Below are 3,430 nucleotides of genomic sequence, written 5' to 3' on the forward strand. Positions count from 1 at the left end.
TAGAATTTGTCCAATTAAGTGTAGACGATTCAATATGTAATAAACAAACCAGTAGGTGAAAGAAAATATAAATACGCTTATAAAGAAGCGGTTGTTATTCTTATTCCAAAAGTTAAGCTATTAGTTATTAATGTTGGTAATGATACGGATGCGTTTGAAGACTTTTCTGCGGATTTTATTGAAGATCTTGGGATTATATCAGATAAATACAATTATAATAATTTTTTGGGTAGACCAAGAAAATGGAGAGATAAGCTTGTAAAAAAAGTTGACTTCCAGACTACTGATGATATAACTTCGATTATCGAAAGTTGTTCATTAACTGGTATAGATGCACGTAAAGGTGAGTTATTGATATCTTTACTAACTGGAAGTATCAATGATATTGATCGTGTTGATGGAGAACTCCCTGGAAATACGTTAGAACAAATTAAGAAAAATATTACTCTATTTGATGGAGAACAAACAAGGTTCATTTACAAACAACCAGATAAAAAAGTAGTAACAATTCAAGGTTTAGCAGGCACGGGTAAAACGGAATTACTGTTACATAAACTTAAGGATATTTACGTTAACGAGGAAAAGTCAAAAATATTTTTCACCTGTTATAGTAAGATTTTAGCACAAGATTTGAATGAACGAATCCCTGCTTTTTTTGATTTCATGAAAGTTAATGAGCAAATTAAATGGGGCGAGCGACTTTGGGTAGAACGTAGCTGGGGCTCTAAAGTTGATAAAAATTCAGGTTTATATAGTTTTATTTGTGATTATTACGAAATTCCTTTTCAAAGGTACAACTGGTCTATATCTTTTGAATCGGTATGTAAAGATGCTTTAGAAAAGCTGAATCAACTTGAATCAGAAGGGATATTTGAGCCGTTCTTTGATTACATTCTAATCGATGAAAGTCAAGATTTTAATGAAGCTTTTTTCGAATTATGTAAAAAAGTTACAATAAAACAAGTTTATATTGCCGGAGACATCTTTCAAAGTATTTATTACTATAATGAAAACACAGAAATAGTGCCTGACTTTCTTTTGAATAGAGTTTATAGGACTGATCCAAAAACGCTAATGTTTGCACACGCAATAGGATTTGGACTTTTAGAGAGGCCGGTAGTTAGATGGTTAAGTGATGAAGAATGGGAAGCCTGTGGATACACAATTGAAAAAGAAGGGGATTATTACAGTTTTTCAAGAGAGCCTTTAAAAAGATTTGAAAATATTGCAGAAGATATTACCAGCCTCAAACTTTCTGTTGCTTTAGATGACAAGTATTTGGATAAAGTTCTATCGGCTATTCAAGATATTCGAGAAAAAAATCCTACTGTCGAACCAGGTGATATTGGAGTCGTATTCCTTGAAGACAATAATTCAAACTATGAACTTGCTGAACAATTGATTATTAAGGTTGATCAAATGTTTGGGTGGAAATCCATTAAAGGTTATGAAGTAAAAAATAAAACAAAAGATGCTTTGTTTATAAGTAATCGAAATAATATAAAAGGTCTAGAATTTCCCTTTATTATTTGTATAACCACCTCTGTACTTAATAGTAATACAAATATTAGAAACTCACTATATATGATGCTTACAAGGTCATTTATCACAAGCTATTTAATACTTTCAGAAGAAAATGGAGAACTCAATTCTAAACTTGGAGATGCAGCAGAAAAGTTAAACGATACGGGACAACTTAAGGTGGAAAAGCCAAAACCTGATGAAATAATGGATAAATCTAAATTGATGCTAGAAGCTAGTGAAAATAAATCTCAATACCAAATTGTAGAAGAGATTTTGCGCCAATCGTTTCATATTCAAGATCAAAAAGCAAAAGAAAAAATTCATGAAATGGTTAATGTATTGTTACCGGGGAGTGTGGATTTTGAAAAAATTTATAAGGTAATTAACAAAAATATTGATATGGTATAGGGTGTTAGTATGAAAGAGTTTACAGTACGAATGACTAAAAGATTCGTAGAAATAGCTTCTGAACCAATTAGAACAAAACAACATGTTATTATGTTAATGCTAGAAGCTATTCTATTACTGAAAAATGCTGATGTTTTAGAAAAACCAAGTAATAATTATATCATCTTAAAAGTTGATAAAATGAAACGGTTGTTTTTTGTAATTGAGAATAAGATTTTCTCATTTAATTTTCCTTTCAGTGTTGAAGTTCAGGAAGAAAGTAACAATTTAATAATTTACGATTCTATTACTAATTTAGAATTAAATGCGCTTAACCTTACAGTTCTGAAATTAGCGTTTAAAGAAACTTTTTTTGGAAAAGAAATTCAGGGGATTCTTGATTTGGATTCTGAATTGATGCAAGTTATAGACAGTTTTGAAACAAAACCGAATAAAGATGAAGTATGGCAAGTACTTAAAAACCTACAGATGTTTGAATCGGGTTATTTACGATACGATTATGATGAGGTGCACGAAAATGGTAAGTTACACCCATTAAATCATATTGATATAAATTATACTCCTCACGGTACCTTTAAGATTGGAATTAAAGATACACTTGATTGTAACGCTTTTATGGATATTCTTGACTTAAATACGGATAGTTATTTTATCTCAAAATGACGATATCCCAAAAACGTATGAGTAAACCTATAGATTACAAAGATCTTTCACCTAAGAAGGAAATTGCATAGAAAACAATTTTGTATATTCCTATGCAATCATTGATGTACATTTTTATATTGACTTTTACAGTCGATTTATTAAAACCAAAAGAAAACTAATACAATTCAAGACCAGGCAAACTCATTTATAAACATTGTCCGTTTATAGATTGGTATGCGTGGTCTATTTTTATAAAATATATTTAATTATGGGTTTAAACATCTATAACAAAATCCTAACAGCAAAAAATAAATCTAGATTAATCATTTATCTAGACTCAAGGAAATCATATATTTCTATTCCTTTTAACATATCGTCAATTTTAATGAGTAATTTCTCTACTAATATTCTAGGCAAATAGGCACGTGCTTTGGTGGCTTGCATCCATGTTGGTTTTGGATTATATTCGCCAATGTACCAATCAATGACTGTTGGTTTGATCATTTGACATAATCCAGCCACACCAAATTGGCCATTGGATTCTTTTGTAATAATTGCATGTAAAATTAAATGCTCGATTAAATCGCAGTAAACTAAGTTTTCTTTCTTTTGAACGTTGTATGAGTACTTAAATTCGGAAATGAATCTTAGGTCAGATAAGTTTTGGAATTTGTCCTCGCTTATGTGATGACAATATAATCCTTCGCTAGCTCTAGTGTATTTTCCTTTTGTAATACTTTTGATTTCTCCATTTAAAAATCGCGTGTATGATTTTTCCTTATAATAGTCATCGGTTACAGCGCCATATTTATTTAAAAGGTGAATCGTCTACACTTAATTGGACAAATTCTAT

Annotated in this window: 2 protein-coding genes and 1 pseudogene; 2 read left to right on the forward strand and 1 reads right to left on the reverse strand. The window is 30.4% G+C overall.

Going from position 1 to position 3,430, the window contains the following annotated elements; all coding sequences use genetic code 11:
- The first annotated feature begins 225 nt into the window (after positions 1-225).
- Together HMPREF2658_RS01540 and HMPREF2658_RS01545 are read left to right on the forward strand one after the other, a co-directional pair.
- Entirely contained in the window at positions 226-1,932 is a 1,707-nt protein-coding gene (locus HMPREF2658_RS01540) for an STM2767 family DEAD/DEAH box helicase (protein WP_000533462.1), read from the forward strand.
- A gap of 9 nt (positions 1,933-1,941) precedes the next feature.
- Positions 1,942-2,595, forward strand: a complete 654-nt coding sequence (locus HMPREF2658_RS01545) for an STM2766 family helicase-associated protein (RefSeq protein ID WP_000657815.1) — start codon at positions 1,942-1,944, stop codon at positions 2,593-2,595.
- A 309-nt stretch (positions 2,596-2,904) separates the two neighbouring features.
- On the opposite strand, the pseudogene HMPREF2658_RS01550 reads toward HMPREF2658_RS01545, so the two are convergent.
- Positions 2,905-3,399, reverse strand: a pseudogene (locus tag HMPREF2658_RS01550) (hypothetical protein); the annotation flags it as partial.
- Positions 3,400-3,430: the final 31 nt, after the last annotated feature.

The sequence above is a fragment of the Staphylococcus sp. HMSC062H10 genome (assembly GCF_001836945.1).
Classification (GTDB): Bacteria; Bacillota; Bacilli; order Staphylococcales; family Staphylococcaceae; genus Staphylococcus; species Staphylococcus aureus.

Coding starts and splice junctions, on each gene's coding strand:
- HMPREF2658_RS01545 (WP_000657815.1), top strand. CDS start 1,942: ATGAAAGAGTTTACAGTACGAATGACTAAAAGATTCGTAGAAATAGCT.